Below are 19,943 nucleotides of genomic sequence, written 5' to 3' on the forward strand. Positions count from 1 at the left end.
TTAGAATGTGTAACGGAAAGAGTAACGGAACGCGTCCCCCAAGGCGCCTTGAGGGGCCCAGGTGGCGTCAAATCCCCAGCGTGGGAAGGAAAACCCCAACCCCAGGGAGAAGCCCGTCGCGTCAGAGACTTCCGGAGAATCAGAACGGTAGCCGGCACGAAGATGGCCCACCGCTTCTTTGTAAAGGGGTGGGGACACTTCAATCCCCGCCCCGAATGAGGGAGATTCATGACGAACCGAGCGTCCCTCGGCAGTGATCAACAGACGTTCCTTCAAAAAGCGTCCAGCGGCTCCAAACGCTACGGTCATGGGCAGAGGGTCTCCTTCCTCAACAAAGTCAATTGACCCCCCTATGTTACGAACCCCGGCCCCCAGGGTCAAGAAAGAAATCGGTGTTTTCCAAAGAGCACCCACGTTCACCGTCGAGGCGCCCGCGGATTGGCCGTCCAAGCTCTGGCGCACGTAGGTCATGCCCAACCCCAGAGATAGGTGCGGCCGCACCCTTCGCCCGTAGGATAAACTGTAGGCCGCGTCGAGGGACCCAAAGGTTCCTTCCGGTTCGTCTGTGTCCGTGATGCGTTTTTCAATTCCTTCGTAAGAAAGCGTGACCACACTGGCCGCGAACGTTCCGATTTTCGAAGGGTGCGCGTAGGCCCAGGAATCGTGTTGGCCTCCCTGGATCCATTGAGTGTGAGCGGCCGAAAATTCCGGGCGAGTCAGCTGAGGGAGTCCGGCGGGGTTCCAATGAGAGGCGTCCGCGTCATCAGCCACAGCGGTAAAAGTGTTTCCCATGGCCGCGGCCCGGGCCCCGGCCCCGATTTTCAGAAAGGCCGCTCCCGTTGTTCCGGCTTTCCCCCCCGCTAAACCAATGGAAGAAAGGAGCGCCGCCAGGACGACGCCACACACCGATCGACCCAGCGTTCTCACTTGATCACCGCCATCTTAAACATCTTTTCATCAGAACCGTTTAACGTGAATCGGGCCAAATAGAGTCCGGAGGAAACAAGGCGTCCCGCATCATTTCGGCCATTCCATTCAAGGTAGTAATACGTTCCGTCAGTCGGAGCCGATTGGGTGAGAACACGGACCAGGCCTCCCGCCACATCATAAATCTCGATCTTGACCTCTCCGCTCTTTCCAGGAGGCAAACTGTATCGGATCATCGTTCCATCGATCGTTTGATTTTGATCAGCGGCCTCGGCGGCGTTTAAGGTAATCGATTTGGGTTTCAGGTTGAAGGGATTGGGAGCATTGTGGACACGGATTTCTCGTCCGGTAAATGAATTTGCTCCAATGATACTGGCCTGACTGGGGAGAACCACAAAAGTGGACAGGTGACCAACAGACACCGTGATGGTGCGGTTCACCTCATCAATCGTCTTCTGGGCATTTTCTAAAAGGAAAATTTCGTGGATGGGATCGAAAAAATAGACGTTCAAAAGAGCCGGATCTTCTGCGTCCGCGTCGTAATTAAGCGTTAGACGCGCGTCTTTTTTTAATAAATGGCTGAGTCCCGCTGGAAGAAAAATTTCATAGAAGGGGCTGAACGCATCCACCGCTGGGGCGGCGGAAAGAGCTTGAAAGAGGCCCGCTGTTGGATAAGCCTTCATCCCCAGGGGTTGGGCGGTATGGGCCATAGCCGCGGCTCGACCTAATCCCGGGGCAGCGCTCGGGGCAAGGATTAAACTTTCCGCACTTTGAATTCCGATTTCGATGGCTGAGGACGTGGCCACATCAAAGGCTCCCGCACGGAAGGACACCCCGGCGGGAACCCCTTCCAACGAGCATTCCCCACCCGTTACATTTGAAATCGTGGTGGATCGGCGCGCTTTTATCCCAGCATAAAATGTAAAGAGTTGGTTGAATTGAAAGTTTTCCCCCAAGAGACTATCGGAATTTTTTTCTGTTGTGTAAAACGACAACCGCAATTTCATTGACGTTTCGTTTGCGCTAAGAGGAACCGTGTACACCGCGGTCAAACTGTCACGGGATGAATTGATCTCCAAATCACTCAATGTTCCGGCACCGGTGTCCACCGTGAGGAGCGTGGCGGGGTTGTTATCCGCGTCCGTTATCAAACGAAACGGTTGACTGGAGAAAAAACGGAGCGAGGTCACGCGGGTGGGACCGGACTCAGTTTGCGAGAGGGATTGAGACTGATTGACGAAAACCCGCGGGGGGGCCGCACGGTACAAAAGGGGGATCACCCGCTGTTCCGCTGGGTCCGCAAAGGCAACCCCCGTCTGGGCTTCTAGGATCGCGTCTTTCCCGGTCACGATTATTAGGGAATAAGATTTCTCGGTTTGGAATCCGGAAATGGAATAGCCCGTGACTTGTTTGGTGTCCTGATTGCTTTCCAAGGTGCCGAAAACAAACTCGTCAAAATTGTTGTCCACCCCGAGCACCATACGCACGTCGTTAAGGGTGGGGAAGGATCCGTCGGGTTTGGTCAGGGGCCCCGTCACCGTGGCGCCCCGGGACAGGGAAAGGGTTCCGATGGCGGTGTTGCCGGCGGTGACAACGATGGGTTTCACAACGCTCGCGTATCCCATGGCCAAGACGCGGAGGGTGTAGGCCCCGGGTTTGAGCCCTTCCACACGGAACGTCCCATCGGCGGCGGTCCTTTCTTCAATTTCCCCTAGAGGGCTGTCCTCAAAGGGCGCTCCCGTCCGATGGAGGACGATATCCGCCCCTCTCTCTCCGCCCTCATTGTTCTTGCTGGATAAGGCGGGGGTCAGGGTCCCGTTATCCAGCGCCACCACTCGCCCCGTAAGAACACCATTGGCCAGCGTGAGTGTAAAATCATTTCCCGATAGCTTATCCGGTGCGTTCACATCAATACCGCGCCGTCGTTCTTCAGCGTAGCGGGGTCCCGCTAGGCGCGAATAGGGGTCCCCGGATTGAAAACGCGGTGCGGCGATAATATCGTAGTATCGTTTTTCCCGGCTCACCCCTTGAAGTTCAAATCGACCGTTTTCTTGTGTGAACGTTTCCACCTGCAATGACCATTGATCCCTGCCATTGTTCGCGGAGGGCCGGGCCACAACGCGGATGTTTGGTAACGGAGTTCCCCCCGCGTTTCGAATGGTTCCGGACAGGAACCCGCCTTGTTTTAAATCGATCACTCCCACATCGATGGTTTGCCCCGCAACGACCTTCAAACCTGCCATTAAAGTCGGGGCGTATGTTTTTAGTCCCCGAGAAATAGCCTCGCTTCCAAGGGAACTGAACCCTCGAAGACGAAGGTCGTAGGTGTTGTCAGGTATCATGCGGGAGATTCGAAATTGGTTTGTGTTCGCATCAAATAAATATCCTCCCCCAGTGGGATTGCGATGGGCCTGAACATACCCTCCCGGGATCGAGGGATTGGCTTCGGCCGAAATTTCAAAATTGTCGGGAAGAAATTGAGAAACGTTTTGAGCGGTGAGAAGTGTTTGTGTGTCGGCATCCCGCAAGCGCCCCACAACAACACCCCCATTGGAAAGAGTCACGTTGACTGTTTTATCCGTGGTCCCTACTTTGAGGGATACGGGGGCCGCCGCGTACCGGGGGATGGAGCCTCCTTCCGTTGTTTCAAGGACATAGTCACCCGGCGCCACATGCTGGAACGAATAGGTATTTCCTGAATTTCCTATGGTTTCAATGGAGAGTCCCCAGTAGGAGAGATTATTGGATCGGCGCAAGCGAACAGAAAAGGGAACCGTATCGGAAGAAGTATCGGGCCGACTAATTTCCCCTGACACTTTCACACCATTTGTGAGGGTTAAATTAACTCCCGTGATTGCCCCTGTACTGACAAAAATCACCTGGGAATCACTGGCCAACTCAGGAAGGTTCAGGGGGGGGGTTCCCCCTGAAGAAGTGGTGGATGAATTAAAGTCTTCGCGCAGTCGCAAATGGTAGGCGCCTGGGGAGAGCGCCGGCACAAGATAGGACGCGGAACTCGGGAACACCGTGACGGGGATTGACCGGATGGGCGTAAACTCGTTCTGATAGTAGGTGGGCAGAGGGAGGGCATACACATCCACCACAGGAATGATTCCAGCGGCAACGAGCCCTGGCACCGAACTGACCGTAACGTTCCACGTGCTAGGCAAAACAATATTTCCCACAACTTCGACATTACCGGAAACGGGATAGGCCGGGAGAGACATATCCACGGTGACGGTGCTAAGGGATCCGTTGGTTACCGTTAGGACGGATTCTTGAACGAGGCCCCTTCCCGGGTTATTGTTTTTCAAGATGACTCGATAAAGTCCGGTTCCCAAGCGACTCTCTGTGGCCTCCGCGGGGGAGGACCCTGCCAGAACGCCCACTCGGGTCACCGGGTTGGGATTTTCTTTAATGAGTTCATACGTTACCTGCTGACCGGAATCGCCAGCGGGGAGGATGGCTTGAATTTTCACTTGACCGGTGAGAGCTTGAAACGTGAGGTGCTTTGATCCCACCCCATCGGACACCGTTACGGTTTGGGGCCCGGATGAACCCAATTGAAACCCAGGCAAATAGGAATGGATTTCATACACTCCATCCAGGAGACCCCGAACCTGGAAACTCCCGGACGTGGAAAGGGTTGAGGTGGCCAAACACACTTGGGCAAAGGCATTGTTAAATGTGACACGGGAAAACGCACTGATGTTTAATGGGAAAAATCCTGTGTTGCATCCGGGACCGGTGATATTTCCAGAACTCAATGCCGAGGAATCTCCCACGACCGTGATGGAGCCGGATATTTGGCCTCCGGAGGTGAAGGGGGGAAAGTCAATGCCCCCACTTGCCCTGTCTCCCCTGTCTAGGCTTGTGACCGTTATAGGTCCCGTGGTGCTCATCACATATCCCCGGACAAACGCACGAAGGGTATAGGTTCCCGGGGGAACCCCCGGCAATTCATAGATCCCACTGCTGTTTCCATTGGGCACATAAACCCCACCCGAAACGGTGGGCATTGTGGCCCCGGGGAGAAGGGCATCAACGGAAACCCATTCACCATTGAAGGGACTTTCCACCCCGGAGGGAAATTGAACCCGCCCATAGATATTGGCTTTGCGCGTCAACGGACCGAACGGAACTGATTGGAATCCATCGGGAGGAGAAGTGACCGATTCGGTTGATCGGCCGAAATCCGGGAGTGTGATTTCCACTGTGTATTCGACATTCGGTCGGACCGTGATGGTACTAATGGTTCCCCACAAGGGATCGTTCACGTGGCGCCCATTGTCCGAATTAAAGGATCCGCTGGCGACCCGAATGGGACCCCAATAATTTTCAGAATGATCCACGTTATACACACGAATATTTCCATACACATCTCGGGTGGGGGCCGAGGTGACGGTCGCTCGAACCTCTAACCCGACTCCGGAGGATAATATTTTTGTCCCCGCATTCACAAAGGCTCCCGTTGATGACCCCGTATTTTCTGTAAAGGATTGAGTAATGAACCCATTTTTTCGGAGTTCCATTTGATACGAAGTCTGGGGTTTCAGTCCGCTCACAAAGTATCTTCCATCACCCGAGGTTCGTGCGAAACCGCCTCCACCGCTTCCATAAACGCTTACTTCGACCCCCTCAATAAACTCCCCGCTTGCTTTTTTAACCTCCCCATAAAATCCAGCGGCTTCAACAACCAGGGTCACAGGCGAAGAAACGATCCCTTGGCCCATGGTTTGGTATCGGGCGTAATACGTCCCTTTGGCAACCGTCCTTTCTTCAAAACCTTCCCCGTACCAATAGGTTTCCGATGTTCCAAACCCGAAGAATCGACGTACGATTCCTGAAGCGGGGAAAGTAGCGTCTGAGGAAATCAGAAGTTCCCAACTTGTCGTGGGGGACGGCGGGATGCAGGAGAGGATGGCTCCGTCATCCACCCCGTCCCGGTCCGGTGTAAACAGGACCGTGGCCCCAGTGATGGGTGTGGGTTGAGAGGTTGTCCGGGCTCGAACGTTTGTAAATGTGGCACCACTGGAGAGGACTTCCACCGTGTACCACGCCTGCCGCGTTAGGGAAGGAGAAGGAAAATCAACGACCCACGCCTGAAGAGTTATTCGCCCTGGCGTAGCGCGACGGAATCGAAAGGGCGGTGTATTCCCTTGGCCGGTTCCGATCACCAGCGACCCTGTAAAGGGTTGAAAGGCTCCCCCATTGATGGATATTTCCGGGATGAACGAAATCCCTGCCGCGTCGGTTGCCGTGAGATACACCGTTTTCCCTGATGGGAGAAGTGTGTCTTGGTCATTGGCATCACGTACGGATACTCTTAAGTCGGAGGTGGGCGAGCCGGCGGAAACGACTTGAAATCCGTTTCCACTGGTTCCGCTAATCTGAATGTTCGCGGGGGTGGCGGAAGACGTGGGGGCAGCGCCCCGCACCCCGGGGAAAGGCCACAGGACGATAAAAAACATCCATCCAAAAGAAGTGAACCGTTTTTTAAAAGTCATAGCTTATTCCAATACCGTAGCTGGCGATGCGGTAATTGTAGCGGAAGATCCCTTCATAATTTGTATTGGAATGGCTCCAGCCCAGTGAACCGTTAAGATGAATCTTGGTGTTGGGAGTAAGAGAGTGGGCCAGGCCAAGACGGGTGGTGACCGTTGTCGTTATTAAATTTTCATTTAAATCAACGCCGGTGCTGTCTTGCGCTAACCGGTCGGCGTAACGGCGTCGCTCGTAATACCCGCTGAGAGACATCCGCCACAGGTTCTCAAGAATGGTAGCAACCAGTTGCGCTGAACCGCGACCTTCTTCATAGTCGTAGTAATTCGCTTGAAAAACGCTCTGCTTGGCGTCAAAATGGTTTTGATTGGAGTTCAGGGTTATATACCGGCCACCCAGATCGCCCCAAAACCGAATTCCGAATAAGGTGGGCAACGGATAGGTGAGAACCGAGTCAAGGACCAGGGATTCGTCTTTTCGATTTGTGGACAGAAGCTGACCTTGATCATTTACCAAGGGTTGGTCTTTGAACTTGCGTGAGTGAACGAGGCCCGTCACATCCAGCTTTCCTTTCCAAGGCAGCGACATCCAGGTGTTCAGAAGGGTCATCCCGTTGGTGTTGTTTAAAACCTTTTCCCCGGCTAATTCTCTGGACAAGGTGGGATCCTGGGCCGACTCAAGAGATTCGTAATTGGGGAAAATGATCTGGAAATAATCGTAAGCCGCGCGCCCTCCGAACGCGGGCGTTGGGTTGTATTCCACTTCCAGCCCCCCGTTCCATTTGCGGTAATCGAAAAGGCCCTGCCCCCAGCCTTCGTCTCGAGTCTCCCGCAACCATTCCATGGAAGCGCCAAGGGAAGGTTTTATTTTCCAAACACCGAAGGTGTGAACGTCTTTAAGCAATAGGGAGTGCCCGGTGGTGTCCCGAAAAAAACGTCCCCCGCCGGCCAGGGACTGAACGTCTTGGGTCCCCTGATAAAATCCGTGATAGGTGGGGAAGACGCTCCATTGATCGGAAAACTTCACAACCGGAGTGACCACAACATCCGCGTTTCCACTGACCGAGGTGGCGGTTCCATCGTAAAAGGATTGGCCCGTGGTTAACGTCATTTGGGTCAAGGGCGTGACCGTGGCGGCCGCCACTTCGATGGACGAAAGGTGGGAACCAAGGATCAACCCCGCTAAGAATACCCTGAGACCAAATGGAGGGTATTTTCTCATGGAATTAATCCCGACTTAATGAGGATTTTGGGTTCCACCACGAGGTCGATTTTCCTGCCTTCAAATTCCGAGGCTTCAATAATCTGTTGATAGTTCCATTTCAGTAATTCATTTTTAAACCCCGTTCCTGTGGTCAACCCCGCAAAGGCGTCTTGGGAAGCGAGGGTCCCTTCATCCGACAATATGTAGGTGTTCACTGTTTCTACTGTTTCCTTTTCATCGCTGTAAAAAATGGTGAGGCGGTTGTGCAGAAGGTTATCCCCGGCAGGTGTTTCTGAAACCGCGAAGAAAGTCGCGTCGGTTGGGCCGGGAACAGCGTCCAGATGCCGGGCGAGAACAGTGGAGACACCTGAACCTGGTTGATAACTTTGTTTTACAATGTCGTATCCCGGTCCCCATAGCTTGTGGGAATACTCATTGTAGGCAGTCCGCCAATAGGTATCCCCCGCCCCAAGGGGCCGGAATGTATCGTTTCGTCCATCATAAACGGCCGCTTGCCCTCCCCCCGCCTGAAATTGTGCGTCCGTAATGGTGGTAAAGCGGTCCCCCACGGGATCGTAGACTTTATGGTAGACCCCGGTGTCGCTCTGAAGAACTTCATCCGCCGCCACCGTTCGAGTCACAGACGGGTCGTCCTCGGAAGAGAGGGTATATGTCGTCCCATCATAAACCACTTTGACCAAATGTCCTCCCTCTGAAACATCCCTAATATTATCGATGGTATTGGATTGGCCCATCTCGTAAGACTCCAAATAATAGGTGGGTTTAAGATTAAGTTTCCCACGGACATCGTTTAAAGCGATCGAGAGATCGTCGTCAAGCTCTTGGTTAAATATTCCTAAATAGTAAAAGTAGTCGAACCGATTGGCACGCTCGTTCAGAACCACCAATTTAAACGCCTGATCTTCTTTCCCTCTCGCAATTTCATCGGTAGGACGGCGGATGATGTATTCTTCCAGACGAACCCTGTTTCCGTTCACATCCGTAATCGTTTTCCCTTCCTGGTATTCCGCACGGCGTATTTCATCGGCGGCGGCGGCCATGACCATTTCCTTGGTCATGCCCAGCCCCACCTCCCGGCGCAGGGATTGGCGTTCCTCCGCACGGGAAGATGTCCCGGACCCACGGGAAGAACGAGAGGGCGTGTTTCCCAAGGGTATATCTTTTGCAAATCCCATTCTTTCCCCCGCGCGGACATCCAATCCTTGATCCCCTTGAGTCAACGCCACCACCCCGCGACTTACTTCCAGGAATCCGGACGATTCTTTTTCGTCGTACCCCATCTCAAAAACTGTTCCGCGAACAGCGGCGGCGGCCAGGGGTGTCCGGATCTCAAACTTGCTTTGGGGCTGCAATTTCTTAATAAACGCTTTCACGCGGCCCACTGCCAAACTAAAGATTCGGGACGGCGCCGATTCCGCCACAGTCACACGGCTACGGGATCCCATCACCACACGGGACCCGTCATCCAGCTTGAGTTCCAACCGCGCGTTGTTCCCCGTGCGAACCGTATCCCCTGGCTTAATCGGAGTCCCTTTCTGTAAGGCGCGCCATCGATTGCTTTGGGAATTGGCTTTTTGAATTTGGGCGGCCCCTCGAACGGATTTTACGACAATGGGTTCGGCAAAAGTAACAGAGAAGAGGAGGCCTGAGATCAGCGTTCCTCGAAAAAGAAGGACTAATTGTTTGAAGTGGTATCGATTCATTCTTTTTACAGGCGCCGCCATCTCGCCCAGTGTTCGAAGCTTATGTCCAGTTCCTGAAGTTGTCAATGGCCAGTTTACGGTGCGATCAAAAAATATTAAAAATGGTTTTCCTGAATTTTTATCTAGAATGGGAGGGATGAACGAGGAGGGAATACGGATTCTTGGTATCCACGAGTTCGTATAAACTCGATTTTAGGCGGAGGGGAGATGAAATAGGCGCTTGGCGTTATGGGTGGTGAGGGTGGCTATGGTTTCGATCGGGACGTGCTTGAGATCGGCTAAGGCTTTGGCAATGGCGGGGATATGGGCAGGGTCGTTGCGTTTCCCTCGGTGGGTTTGAGGGGGAAGATAGGGGCTGTCGGTTTCGAGCACCAAGGATTCTAAAGGGAATTGCGCCATCAGAGCTCGGAGGGAGGAGGCCGCGGGATAAGTGAGGGGAGCGTCAACCCCTAACAGGAACCCCAGATCAATAAAAGCCCGGGCCGTTTTTTCAGATCCCTGAAAACAATGGGCCACCCCCGCCGGCGGTTTGTCGGAAGTTGGGATAACAACCGATTTTAAAATGGCCAGCATGTCGTCCTGGGCTTCGGTTTTCTCTGGGGAAGATTCGCGGCAATGAAGAACAATAGGTTTTTTCGCGCGCACCGCGGCCCTCGCCAAATTCTCGAAAACCCGTTTCTGAACGTCCCGGGGCGAATCGTCCCTGTGGTAATCCAACCCAATTTCGCCCACCGCAACACAACGGGGATGGCGCAACGCCGTTTCGAGCCGATCGACCAGCCCATGGTCGGCTTTGATCGCGTAGTAGGGATGGTATCCCGCCGTCCAGAAAACATCCGAATACTTTTCCGCTAACGCGCGGGCCTTGGGCCATTGGGGCTCATCTTCCCCGATCTCAATAAATAAACCCACCCCCACGTCCCGGGCGCGGGCCAAAACGATGTCTCGGTCCTGATCGAATTGTTCGTCCGTGAGATGGGTGTGGGTTTCAACGTACATGGGACTTATTTCATTTCTTTCCGCGGGAAAAGGGGCGGGCCCTTTTTGATTTTTTGGCCTGGGGCGAACGTAATCTCTCCGCTGGAGAGCAATCCGGGCGCGGCTTGGGCCAGGGGAAGAGATTCCCCCAGCTGTTCCCACATTTCTTGTGTGATGTCGGGCAAGACCGGATGAAGGGCCAGGGCGGCCAGTTTCAAACTGCGGGCCATTTCCACGAGAACTGATCTCGCTTTTTCCCGATCTTCTTTGACCAATTTCCAGGGCGCTTGATCCTCGGCAAACTTATTGGCCTGATTCACGAGGGTGAGAACCTTCTCCAACCCATCGTTAAAAGACAACCGGCTGAGGGATTCGTCGTATGACGCCAACCATTCTTGCGCGTTTTCTTTCACAAGGGCATGGGTCGCGGCGCCGGGGTCCAAAACGCCTTCAAAGTTATTTTCCACCAACGTCAACACACGGTTCAGCAGGTTGCCCAAAGCGTTGGCCAATTCCGCGTTGTACCGGGTCCGCAGGGCGTTCAGAGAAAAATCGCCGTCCGATCCAAAAGGCACTTCCCGCAAGAGAAAATATCGAAAAGCGTCCACCCCATACTCTTCGACGACGGAGTGGGGGTCTACCACGTTGCCCCGGGACTTAGACATTTTTTCTCCTTCCACGGTCCACCACCCATGGGCAAATACCTTGTGGGGAAGAGGAAGACCCAACGCCAAGAGCATGGCGGGCCAAATAACCCCATGGAAACGGAAGATCTCTTTGCCCACCAGATGAACGTCAGCGGGCCAGCTTTCCGTGAATAAGGAAGAAGAGGTCTTGGGATCGTAGCCCAGGGCTGAGATGTAGTTGAGGAGCGCGTCAAACCACACGTAAACGGTGTGCGGAGGATGGGCGATGACCGGGATCCCCCAACTGACTTTGGTCCGTGAAACGGAGAGGTCCCGGAGACCCGATTTGACAAAATTAATGATCTCCCCCGCCCGGGATTTCGGTGACAAAAAGTCCGGGTTCTTTTCGTAATGGGCCAGGAGACGGTCTTGGTACACCGAGAGACGGAAGAAATAGCTTTCCTCTTTGAGTTTTTCTACCGGACGTCCACAGGAAGGACATTTCCCATCCACCAGATCGGATTCGGACCAAAAGGTTTCGTCGGGGACACAGTACCAGTCTTCGTAGGATCCCAGGTAAATATCCCCTTGGGCTTCCAGTTTTTCAAAAACACGCTGGACGGTTTTTTTGTGCCGGTCTTCGGTGGTTCGGATAAAATCCGTTGGTGTGATGCCCAATCGGGTCCACAGGAGGCGGAACTTCTCAACCACGGGGTCCAGATAGTCGATGGGGGTTTTTCCAGCGGCGCGGGCCGCCTGGTCAATTTTGGCTCCATGTTCATCGGTCCCCGTCAAGAAGTAAACCGAGTCTCCCCGCAAACGGCGCCAACGCGCGAGGACGTCCGCGGCGATGGTGGTGTAGGCGTGACCGATATGGGGAACATCGTTGGCGTAATAGATGGGGGTGGTGATATAAAAGGATTTCATTGATCCTCCGAGGGACGCCGTGCGTTCCGACGCAAATGGATGAAAAGGTGTTGCAAGGTTAGGCCCACGTTCGCGTTCCAGCGAAGACGGGTCAAAGATTGAAACACCCGGTGGAGATCGTCTGGGGTGCGTTCCCCTTCCCGGGCTTCCACTTGAAACTGAGCGAGGAGGGATTCCAATAAACGTTCCGCGGCGGTGCGACCGAGTCGGGGATTTTGAAATCCTTCGCACCAAGACAAAAGGTCACTGAGGGGACTCCGCGCCCAATCGAAATCCATCCCTGCCCCTTCCTCCACCAACGTTCGTGCCCGTTCAACAGAACCATCGGCCCCGCGGGCGGCCTGGGTTAAGACCTCCAGGGGCCGGTTCCCAAACTCCCGGGCCAGAAGCAAGCTCACCACATCCACGGACAAGGGGCGAAATCGTATCCGTTGACACCGGGACCGGATGGTGGGCAAGAGAGACCCAGCTTCTGTGGCGATCAATATGAGGTGCGTCCCGGGTGGGGGCTCCTCCACGATTTTCAAGAGCGCGTGGGCCGCGTCATCGCCCAAGGCATCGGCGGGAGAGATCACCGCCACTTTCACGCGACCTTCCAACGGTTTTAGCCGAAGGGCGTGTTCCATCTCGCGAACAGTGGATATTTTAAGTGATTTTTGTTTTTCGATGGGTTCTTTTAGGAGAGCCGCTTGGCGAACAAAATCCACCCACACAAGATCCCCGTGGCCACCCCGTTCGACTTTTCCGCACGCCGGGCATGTTCCACAGGAGTGGAGCGGGGACGGAGGGTTTTGACAAAAGAGGAGTTTCGCCCACGCGCGCGCCGCGGTTCGTTTCCCCACACCCACCGGACCGGTAAACAAATAGGCGTGGGGCACCCGGTCCGCCGTAATGGAGGAAGCCAATTGGTTCATGGCGGCCTCCTGCCCTAAAATTTCCTGAAAGGGCTTCCCCGGAGGAAGAGTTTCCAAAATCGCACTCATGATCGGGGTCCCCTAGCCCTGGAAGGCCCTGGTTTTGAACGGACCCGAGGGAATCGGTCAGAGAGGAATTGATCAACATCAATCCGAATTTGTGCGTGAACTTCAGCCACAGGTCTTCCCCAGGAAATTTTACGGAACCGACGGGGGTCCCTCCGTGCCAGCGCCAGGTAACCCCGGCGCACTCGTTCGTGGAAAAGGGATGATTCCCGCTCCATGCGGTCCCCACCCCTGGCTTTAGCACCATGGCGGGAAAGACGTTTCGCCAACCCCCGGGCGGCGGACAGTCCCTTTGGGACGGGGACGTCCAAAAGAAATGTGCGGTCCGGCCGCAAGCAACCCGTGGCAATATCGTTCAATACCCGTATTTGAGATAAGTTTAAACCCCGGCCATAGCCTTGGTACGCCTCGGTGGCGTCGGTAAATCGTTCACAAATCACCACAGAGCCCGCCCGGAGCGCCGGGGAAACGATCTCCGCGAGATGTTGGGCCCGAGCGGCCTGGTAGAGTAAAAGTTCGGTGAGAGGAGCGACACGCCCCTTGGGATGGAGCAAGACCCGGCGAACCGATTCGGCAATGGAGGTCCCCCCCGGTTCACGGGTATGGACGACGGGGATCTCCTGTTGGCGAACGTAATCCGCCAACAGCCGGGCCTGGGTACTTTTTCCCGACCCTTCGCCCCCTTCTAGGGTGATGAACAATCCTTTAGGCACGACGGAGATTTAACCATTTCTCCAGGAAACGGTCTATGGCCAGGGGAGAGTCGAAGGCGTTACCTCGTCCCACGAGATCCGGCCCAGCACAACATTAAGAAGTGGAAGATTAAAGTTGGGCTCGTAAAAAACCAAGACACGCTCACCACTGGTGTCGTTGTTGACCACGTTTCCCACCACCCAGAGCGCTCCCGAAATATCCGAAAGTGAGTTGAGGGTCATGTTGCCCCCGGCATAAATAAAACCCCGGATCCCCACGTCCGTGTTTCCGGCAATGGGGCCGCCGGTCCAGGTTTCGCCCCCGTGATTGAACGTGAGTCGGTTTGTACGAAGACCGTTATCCGCCGGGTATTGATTCAGAGCCGCGGTGTCGTTGGTGGTGGCGCTAATCTTTTTGTATTCCCTCCAAGCGTTGGCGGGAACCGGACCCGTGTAAGCGTAGCAATCCCCAGAATCGATGGTCAGGTTCCCCCGGACGATCACCGTACCGTACAATCCAAGACGTTTGCACCCTCCCGAATCCATGTTGCCGCTCATGATCAGGTCGTTGTCCCAATACCACAATAGGTTGTCCCGAGATCGACTGTGATTGTTGGAATTAAAGAAATGGCAGGTGGTCGCATGAAAATGGGATCCCGCTGATGTTCCAGCGGACTGACAGCGACCCATCCCCGACCAACCGGTGCATCGGCCAGAACCGTTCGTCCCGGTGTTGGTTCGAAAATTCAAGGTTCCCGTGGCGGCCGCGGAAGCGCGCATGGTGGTAAAATCCAGAACAGGGAGGTCGGGGACGGGGTAGTCCGACCACCACTCGATGTTGTCGGTGTTGGGAGGATTAAGTCCTGTGGTGTCCCGGGGCCTGGAAGACGTTCCTGTCACCACTTGTTTTGAGAATTTTCGGGGAAAATAACGCGTGGCCGCCGTCCCTGAAATGGCGATGTTCCCATGGGCCATAATGGGACCCCATTGGGCGTCAAAGGTGTCGGCGTAATCCACCATGCCCCCCGAAAGAATGGGGCCTGGGATAGAACGGTTCTCGTAGACAACCCGCAAGGCCCGGAGCTGGCCAGAGTTAAGGTCTTTCCCTTCGGCAAGAATTGTCACTTGATGGACCCCGGGTCCCGCCGTAAAACGAAGTCGATACACCGCTCCGATAATGTCCGTGTAAACCACATCGAGGTCATAGCCTGGGATCACCGTCCCGGCCACCGCCGCGGCCCAGGTGGACGTGGCGCTTTTCAATTTCCACACCCCCCGGTCCACCGCCCCTTCCGCGATATTAAAGGTCGTGGTGGTTTGTTGTTCTTTCACCGCGTGTTTGGATTCCTGAGATCCCCACTGAACCATGATCGGAATCAAGATCATAAGAATGAGCACCAGTAAAGTTACTCCCACCAACACCTGCCCACGATCACGAGATGGAAAGGATTGTCGTCTCTTTTCTGCATTCATAGCATCACCTCGATTCGAACCTCATCCTGGGTTTCCCCTGTCTTTCCAACGAACAAAACCTGTTCTAGAATTTCCATTAAAGAAACGGGTTCGCTTGCCTTTCTCAGGTGATCCAGAGATTTGACTGGGAGATTTTTTTTGTTCATACGCTCACACTTGACAGGCGAATCCCTATTAGGGCCATGGGACAATAGTAGGAGTGACTTCATCCCAGGAAATTCGGCTCAGCACGACATTGAGAAGAGGCAGATTAAAATTGGGCTCGTAAAAAACCAAGACGCGCTCACCACTGGTGTCGTTGTTCACGACGTTTCCCACCACCCAAAGGGACCCGGAAATGTCTGAAAGAGAATTGATGGTCATGTTCCCACCCGTGTAGATAAATCCTCGGATGCCCACATCGGTATTCCGAAAATAGGGGCCCCCACTCCAGGTTTCATTGCCATGCTGAAAAGTCCGACGGTTAGATTGCAGGCCATTATCCGCAGGATATTGATTTAAAGTAGCGGTATCATGGGTGGTGGCGCTAATTTTTTTGTATTCCCTCCAAGCGTTGGCGGGAACCGGACCCGTATATGCGTAGCAATCCCCAGAATCGATGGTCATGTTTCCCCGCACAATCACCGTACCGTACAATCCAAGACGTTTGCACCCTCCCGAATCCATGTTTCCGCTCATGATCAGGTCGTTGTCCCAATACCACAAAAGGTTGTCCCGGGATCGACTGTGATTGTTGGAATTAAAGAAATGGCAGGTGGTGGCATGGAAATGGGAACCCGCCGACCGCCCTCCCGAACCACAGCGCCCCATTCCTGCCCACCCTGTACATCGACCGGAACCAGACCGACCCGTGTTGGTTCGAAAATTCAAGGTTCCCGTGGCGGCCGCGGAAGCGCGCATGGTGGTAAAATCCAGAACAGGGAGGTCGGGGACGGGGTAGTCCGACCACCACTCGATGTTGTCGGTGTTGGGAGGATTAAGTCCTGAGGTATCCCGGGGCCTGGAAACCGTTCCCGTCACCACTTGTTTGGAGAATTTTCGAGGGAAATAACGGGAAGCCGCGGCTCCGGAAATATTGATGTTTCCATGGGCCATGATGGGACCCCATTGGGCGTCAAAAGTCCCGGCGTAATCCACCCTGCCGCTTGAGAGAATCGGACCCGGGATGGAATAGTTTTCATAGACAACGCTTAGGGCTCGAACGGCCCCAGATTTCAAATTTTTCCCTTCGGCGAGAACGGTCACTTGGTTAAGATCAGGACCGGTAGAAAATTTGATGCGATACACCGCTCCGATAATGTCCGTGTAAACCACATCCAAGTCATAGCCTGGGATCACCGTCCCGGCCACCGCCGCGGCCCAGGTGGACGTGGCGCTTTTCAGTTTCCACAACCCCCGGTCCACCGCCCCTTCCGCGATATTAAAGGTCGTGGTGGTTCGTTGTTCTTTGATCGCATGTTTCGATTCATTTGAACCCCACTGGACCATTAACGGGACCAGGATCATGAGAATGAGAACCAGTAAGGTGACCCCCACCAACACTTGCCCGCCATCCGTTGGAGGGTTGAATTTTAGGGAAAGACTTGGCCTTGGACAAATGAGGTCAATCTTTTTTTCCCTGGAGCTCGTTCTAAGGTCACACCCTGGGTTCAAGAGACCCTCCTCTCTATTGCCGTCTCCACTCCGTTAATTCATGATCCGAACACGTTCGGTGGCCACATGGAGGGCCTTGGTTCGGTTTTCGTAAATGCCTTTTTCCAAGGTCATAGAGACGGAGACAATGGCCATGTCGTAAGAACGGGGAAAATAGAAGTTTAAAAATCGCAAATTACTGGACAACAGACGGGTGGCCCCGGCCCGTGTTTCCATTAGAGCGGTGTTGTTCTGAAAGTAAACGAAATCAGTCCCATTAATGTCCGTAAAGGAAATCCGCGAATAGTAAGGCTGCCCAGTAATTTGGTCAATGACCAATGTGGTCGAATCGGCCTGGCGAAGGGTTCGCGTGATGGTGGACAAACTGGCCCGGGCGTCCCGTTGAAGATCGACGCGGGTACGGTTTAAGAGGAAGAACCGCGTGGAGTGAACGAGGAGTGGCGCAATGATCAAAGCCAAAAGGGCGAGGATGGAAGCCGTGATAACGGTTTCTGTAATCGTAAATCCCTGGGACCGCTTGTGTTTTCGTTTTCGGTTCATTCCTTCACCAGTTAAAATGGGCCACAGCCGTACTCACCCCGGGGGTAACCCAAACGTTAGCGACCACACCCGAATAGATGGTCCATGGGGAACCTGGGACCGGGTAATACGCGTAGACCCGATAAGCCGTTGTGGTGCTTCCCCTCACTTCAAGCCGATAGGTCCCGTCTTCGTTACTGGAACCGGTGAAATAGGTGGCTCCCATAACACTATCAAGATCGAGAACTGGCGGAGCCGCTGGGATGGTGGAGGTGGTGGCAATAACCATGACCCCCGTTTGAATGGACTCCCCCCCTTTTTTTACCGTTCCTGTAATGCCCCCCATGGCCCCGGTGACCGTGAACGTGGCGGACCATACATTCGCGCCGATACCTACCGTCACGTTGGCGGAGGCCGGCGTGGCGGTTTCACCGGAATTGAGAACGGGGGTGACCACAAACGACCCCGTTGAGACATTGGACATAACGAACCGTCCATTGGACCCACTCACTTGGTGAGACTCCACGTAACTGGACGCGTTGGTCGCTTTAATCGCTACACCGGGTAACGGGTTGATCCCGTCCCGGGAAACAAACCCGGCAATTTGGCCGGCCTGGGACAAAGTGAAGTTCATATTAGAGACCACCTGCCCTGCTGTTACCGTGACAGGCCCAACGGAAGCACTAACGTAGCTCGCGTTCGCGTTGTTTGGGTTTGCCCACACGGTGAACACGCCTGGAGGGGACTTCAGCATATAGAACCCGTTCGCGGTGGACGCCGTCGTGGTTTGGGACCCGTTAGAAACCACCACCCCCGGAGTAATCGCCGTATTGGCCGCGTTTTTAACCGTTCCAGAAATATACCCTTCTTCCGTGGTCGAGGTGAGAAAAACGTCATATTGATTGGTCCCGGGCCAGCTGGGAGTTGTCCCGGCGTTGGGAATCCAAACCGTCCCGGCAGCCGATACGGTCACCGTGGACATCTCGATGGATTCCGTCCCGGAAGCCATAAACACATTCCACGTTCCCGTGGCCACGTTCGGCAACGAAAACCTCGCCACAGGGGGAGACCCCGTGGCGGCGGCGGTGACCGCACCAGAAAGCCCGTCATTGCACGTGATCGCCGCCCCAACCGCGGGAGTCCCTGCCAGAATGGTTTGGAGGGCCGAAACCGTGTTGCGTGGTGGGGTAAATATCGTTACCGCCCACCAATCCAGATTGTTTTGGTTGGAATCATAGGCTGGTCCCACGCTTGTGCTTACGCCCCCTGCACTGGAATATCGGATGAACAGTTCGTTCCTCTGGAGACCAATAAACTGGATCATGGGTGATGATTCGTAGGATATGGGATCCGGCGGTTGACCTCCATTGCCCTGCCACCCGACACGGTCCAGAACCTGGCCGGTGACCGTATTCATGAGACGAAGGCCGCCGGCCGCACTGGAAATACCATCTTCCGAAACAGAAAGAATATTATAACTCTCTAATCCAACCGTGGTGACAAAGCGGGGTGCGAAATTGATCTGGTTCGGTCCTCCCACAGCGGATTCCCAGAGGGCGTCCGCTGGAACCTCGACACCCGCCACCCGAACCGGTGATGTGTTGGAAAACAGGTAGAAACCTCCCGGCACAATGGTGGTTGTGCTTCCAGTGTAATCAATGGCAATGGGGACGGGGGCCGCGTCTTGACTGGATTGGCGTTGGAAGGTGAAACCGAGAACGCTGGGAACGGTCCACGTCCAGGTGGTGGGATTAAAAATTTCCACATATTCCTGGTCAAATCCCCCGGAAGTGGGGGAACTCCCCACCACTTGGCTGATGACCAAATGGTCCTTTTTCCAGACGTTGCCAGAGAGAGTGGCCACGGTCATCGGGGTCAGACTAAAGTTAGAAACGGCCGCCGTGTTGGTGGCCACAGACACGGCCGCCGTTTTTGTGAAAAACCCCTGGGCGGCACAGGTCAGGTTGTAATAACCTGGAAAGAGTGTGATCGAGTAGTTCCCAAGATTGTCCGTGGTGTCTAAGGCCCCATTGTTTTCCGTCACAGTCACAAGCGCGTCCGGCACCGGGACCCCACCGCTGGTGACGGTGCCCATCAACATACTCGAGGCAACGACCGCGTCCGGATTCGAAAATACGTTCTTAATTTGAACTTTATGAAAGTCCGAATCTAGGTGCCAGATGGTCGTTACAATAATTATTTTAAGGTTGGTGTCTGACGAGGTGGCGGGAAGGGGAAGGATTTCCCCCGAAATTTCCATGGCCCAGGCCACGTGGGTCAGCCGCGTAAAGGTTATCCCCCCCTCCAAAATTGTTTCGGGAGGGAAATATCCGGTGTCGTAGGGAATCGGGGGCGTGAACTCCGTCCGATAGGCCGTGTCTGTCGTGACCATGACCCGGTAATAATGTTTTTGTTTGAGAACCTGAAGTTGTTCCTGGGACAAATTTGCGGCCAGCCCACGGCATTTGGAATGTTGAATGGACTTGGCAATATAAATGAAGACCCCCATGACCCCGATCGCCGCTACCACAAGGATCACCATGGCGAGCATCAGTTCGACAAGCGTTACCCCAGTTGCAGCGCGACAGACACGCTTCGTGCGAAAGAAACGTCTCATGGCCCCCCCAATGAACGGGTTCAAGGTGTGGGAACCTGGTGGGTTTATCAATAGATAAAGGTAAGGTCAGAACCCTTTCCTGTCAAGGCCTGGGTGCTCGGGTCGAACCCGTGTGCTCCCAA

12 protein-coding genes are annotated in these 19,943 nt (G+C 54.5%); all 12 read right to left on the minus strand.

Annotation, left to right across the window (positions count from 1 at the left end; translation table 11 throughout):
• The 12 genes from JNK54_02580 to JNK54_02635 all read right to left on the minus strand — a co-directional run bounded on the left by JNK54_02580 (position 1) and on the right by JNK54_02635 (position 19,821).
• Positions 1 to 927 (minus strand): PorV/PorQ family protein, encoded by a 927-nt coding sequence (locus tag JNK54_02580; GenBank protein ID MBL8023155.1) that lies wholly within the window; start codon positions 925 to 927, stop codon positions 1 to 3.
• Entirely contained in the window at positions 924 to 6,434 is a 5,511-nt protein-coding gene (locus tag JNK54_02585; GenBank protein ID MBL8023156.1) for a carboxypeptidase regulatory-like domain-containing protein, read from the minus strand. The genes JNK54_02580 and JNK54_02585 overlap by 4 nt, the downstream gene beginning before the upstream one ends.
• Positions 6,424 to 7,650 carry a hypothetical protein gene (locus tag JNK54_02590; GenBank protein MBL8023157.1) on the minus strand — a complete coding sequence of 409 codons (1,227 nt, stop codon included), beginning with the start codon at positions 7,648 to 7,650 and terminating at the stop codon, positions 6,424 to 6,426. Before JNK54_02590 ends, JNK54_02585 begins: the two co-directional genes overlap by 11 nt.
• A complete protein-coding gene (locus JNK54_02595) occupies positions 7,647 to 9,356 on the minus strand; it encodes a FecR domain-containing protein (GenBank protein MBL8023158.1) in 1,710 nt (569 codons plus the stop codon). The genes JNK54_02590 and JNK54_02595 overlap by 4 nt, the downstream gene beginning before the upstream one ends.
• A gap of 192 nt (positions 9,357 to 9,548) precedes the next feature.
• Positions 9,549 to 10,355 (minus strand): TatD family hydrolase, encoded by an 807-nt coding sequence (locus tag JNK54_02600; GenBank protein MBL8023159.1) that lies wholly within the window; start codon positions 10,353 to 10,355, stop codon positions 9,549 to 9,551.
• A gap of 5 nt (positions 10,356 to 10,360) precedes the next feature.
• Entirely contained in the window at positions 10,361 to 11,887 is a 1,527-nt protein-coding gene (gene metG, locus JNK54_02605) for a methionine--tRNA ligase (GenBank protein ID MBL8023160.1), read from the minus strand.
• A complete protein-coding gene (holB, locus tag JNK54_02610; protein MBL8023161.1) occupies positions 11,884 to 12,870 on the minus strand; it encodes a DNA polymerase III subunit delta' in 987 nt (328 codons plus the stop codon). Before holB ends, metG begins: the two co-directional genes overlap by 4 nt.
• Entirely contained in the window at positions 12,867 to 13,589 is a 723-nt protein-coding gene (gene tmk / locus JNK54_02615) for a dTMP kinase (protein ID MBL8023162.1), read from the minus strand. The genes holB and tmk overlap by 4 nt, the downstream gene beginning before the upstream one ends.
• Before the next feature lie 24 nt (positions 13,590 to 13,613).
• Positions 13,614 to 15,032 carry a hypothetical protein gene (locus tag JNK54_02620; GenBank protein ID MBL8023163.1) on the minus strand — a complete coding sequence of 473 codons (1,419 nt, stop codon included), beginning with the start codon at positions 15,030 to 15,032 and terminating at the stop codon, positions 13,614 to 13,616.
• Positions 15,033 to 15,206: 174 nt separating this feature from the next.
• Complete coding sequence (locus JNK54_02625) at positions 15,207 to 16,574, minus strand: hypothetical protein (GenBank protein ID MBL8023164.1); 1,368 nt, start codon at positions 16,572 to 16,574, stop codon at positions 15,207 to 15,209.
• 144 nt (positions 16,575 to 16,718) lie between these two features.
• On the minus strand, positions 16,719 to 17,225 hold the full coding sequence (locus JNK54_02630) for a hypothetical protein (GenBank protein ID MBL8023165.1): 507 nt from the start codon (positions 17,223 to 17,225) through the stop codon (positions 16,719 to 16,721).
• A 4-nt stretch (positions 17,226 to 17,229) separates the two neighbouring features.
• The gene (locus JNK54_02635; GenBank protein MBL8023166.1) at positions 17,230 to 19,821 is read right to left on the minus strand and encodes a carboxypeptidase regulatory-like domain-containing protein; all 2,592 of its coding nucleotides are present in this window, start codon (positions 19,819 to 19,821) and stop codon (positions 17,230 to 17,232) included.
• Between the last annotated feature and the right edge of the window lie 122 nt (positions 19,822 to 19,943).

The sequence above is a fragment of the Elusimicrobiota bacterium genome (assembly GCA_016788905.1).
GTDB lineage: Bacteria > Elusimicrobiota > Elusimicrobia > FEN-1173 > FEN-1173 > JADKHR01.

What these genes read in the sequence shown, in the direction of transcription:
- JNK54_02630 (MBL8023165.1), bottom strand. Translation starts at nt 17,225, where the DNA reads ATGAACCGAAAACGAAAACACAAGCGGTCCCAGGGATTTACGATTACA.
- JNK54_02635 (MBL8023166.1), bottom strand. Translation starts at nt 19,821, where the DNA reads ATGAGACGTTTCTTTCGCACGAAGCGTGTCTGTCGCGCTGCAACTGGG.
- JNK54_02620 (MBL8023163.1), bottom strand. Translation starts at nt 15,032, where the DNA reads ATGAATGCAGAAAAGAGACGACAATCCTTTCCATCTCGTGATCGTGGG.
- metG (MBL8023160.1), bottom strand. Translation starts at nt 11,887, where the DNA reads ATGAAATCCTTTTATATCACCACCCCCATCTATTACGCCAACGATGTT.
- JNK54_02590 (MBL8023157.1), bottom strand. Translation starts at nt 7,650, where the DNA reads ATGAGAAAATACCCTCCATTTGGTCTCAGGGTATTCTTAGCGGGGTTG.
- JNK54_02595 (MBL8023158.1), bottom strand. Translation starts at nt 9,356, where the DNA reads ATGAATCGATACCACTTCAAACAATTAGTCCTTCTTTTTCGAGGAACG.
- holB (MBL8023161.1), bottom strand. Translation starts at nt 12,870, where the DNA reads ATGAGTGCGATTTTGGAAACTCTTCCTCCGGGGAAGCCCTTTCAGGAA.
- JNK54_02600 (MBL8023159.1), bottom strand. Translation starts at nt 10,355, where the DNA reads ATGTACGTTGAAACCCACACCCATCTCACGGACGAACAATTCGATCAG.
- JNK54_02585 (MBL8023156.1), bottom strand. Translation starts at nt 6,434, where the DNA reads ATGACTTTTAAAAAACGGTTCACTTCTTTTGGATGGATGTTTTTTATC.